Here is a 1,507-nt window from a genome sequence, read left to right on the forward strand (position 1 = left end):
CACAGATTGCGGCTGCAACAGCACTACCAATCATTGCGCTGAGCATTGGGAATTTGTATTTAAGGTTAATACCGTACATCGCAGGCTCTGTTACACCTAAGTAGGCTGAAATTGCTGCAGGAACCGAGATGTCTCGCTCACCTTCACGCTTACTCAAGATAATGATGCCGACTACTGCCGATGCTTGTGCAATGTTTGATAGTGCAATCAAAGGCCAGATTGGTGTGCCGCCTAAGTCTTGCATCAATTGCAGATCCACGGCGTTGGTTGTGTGGTGAATACCCGTGATAACCAAAGGTGCGTAAAGGAAACCAAATACCACTGAACCAAGAATCGCAAAGTCACCTGTCATTGCCGCTTTAGCTGCGAATGCCACACCATCGCCTAACATACGACCGAATGGGCCAATGAAAGCGTGCGCTAGAATCACAGACAAAATAATCGATACAAATGGCACAACCACTAGGTACAAGTAAGCAGGGACGATGCGCTTAAGATTGGTTTCAATGAACGCCAAAGCCACACCCGCTAACATCGCAGGGATCACCTGAGCCTGATAACCGACCTTCTCAATCACGAACAGTCCAAAATCCCATACCTCAGGTACCGATTTACCTATCATGTATGCGTTCATGAGTTGTGGTGAAACCAAGGTCACACCGAGCGTGATACCCAAAATAGGGGTTCCGCCAAGCTTCTTAACCGTTGCCCAACACACGCCAACCGGTAGGAAGAAGAAAATAGCTTCGCCGATCAACCATAAGAAAGAGTGAACCGTTGCCCAGAATTGACTGATTTCAACGAGGGTTTTGCCGTCGAACATGCGAATGTCGCCAATCACATTACGGAAACCAAGAATCAAACCACCAGTAATGATGGCAGGCAGCAGTGGTACGAAAATTTCGGCTAAATGGGAGATACCACGCTCAAGGAAGTTCATATTTTGACGAGCAGCCAGCTTCGCCTCATCTTTTGATGATGCCTCTTTACCTGTCTGTTCAATCAGAAGTGCGTACACTTCATCAACTTCAGTGCCAATCACAACTTGGAATTGGCCTGCGTTAGTAAAACAGCCTTTTACTAGCTTCAGTTTTTCGAGTTCAGCTTTGTTGGCCTGCTCTGTATCGTTCAATACAAAACGCAGTCGAGTCAGACAGTGGCTGACACTCGCAATGTTTTCTTTACCACCGACTAACTCGATAAGACGCGCAACGTCTTGCTTCGCTATCTTACTCATACTACCCCACCCTGGTTTCATTCAATTACTCATCTAAACCATGCAGCTATAACCGCTCAGATTTAGACTTATGGGAACATTCCCAATCACGATTATTATAATGCCCGCATGAATGATAAATTAAAATGGGAACAGTCCCATTAATTGAAAGAGATCACACTCTAATTTTAATCTAAGCAGTTCAATTTCGCTTAATTGAGTGGATTATAGAATAGGAGATTGGGTGTGATGAGAGATCTCTGAATTACCTAAAAGCTGAGAGATCAATAG

At 45.0% G+C, this 1,507-nt stretch carries 1 protein-coding gene; it reads right to left on the reverse strand.

Features of this window, described 5'->3' with window-relative positions; translation table 11 throughout:
- A partial coding sequence (treB, locus tag IQQ51_RS15515; protein WP_228012895.1) for a PTS trehalose transporter subunit IIBC occupies positions 1-1,237 on the reverse strand: 1,237 nt, incomplete at its 3' end.
- Positions 1,238-1,507: the final 270 nt, after the last annotated feature.

The organism is Vibrio sp. OPT18 (assembly GCF_015163615.1).
In the GTDB taxonomy this organism is placed as follows: domain Bacteria; phylum Pseudomonadota; class Gammaproteobacteria; order Enterobacterales; family Vibrionaceae; genus Vibrio; species Vibrio coralliirubri.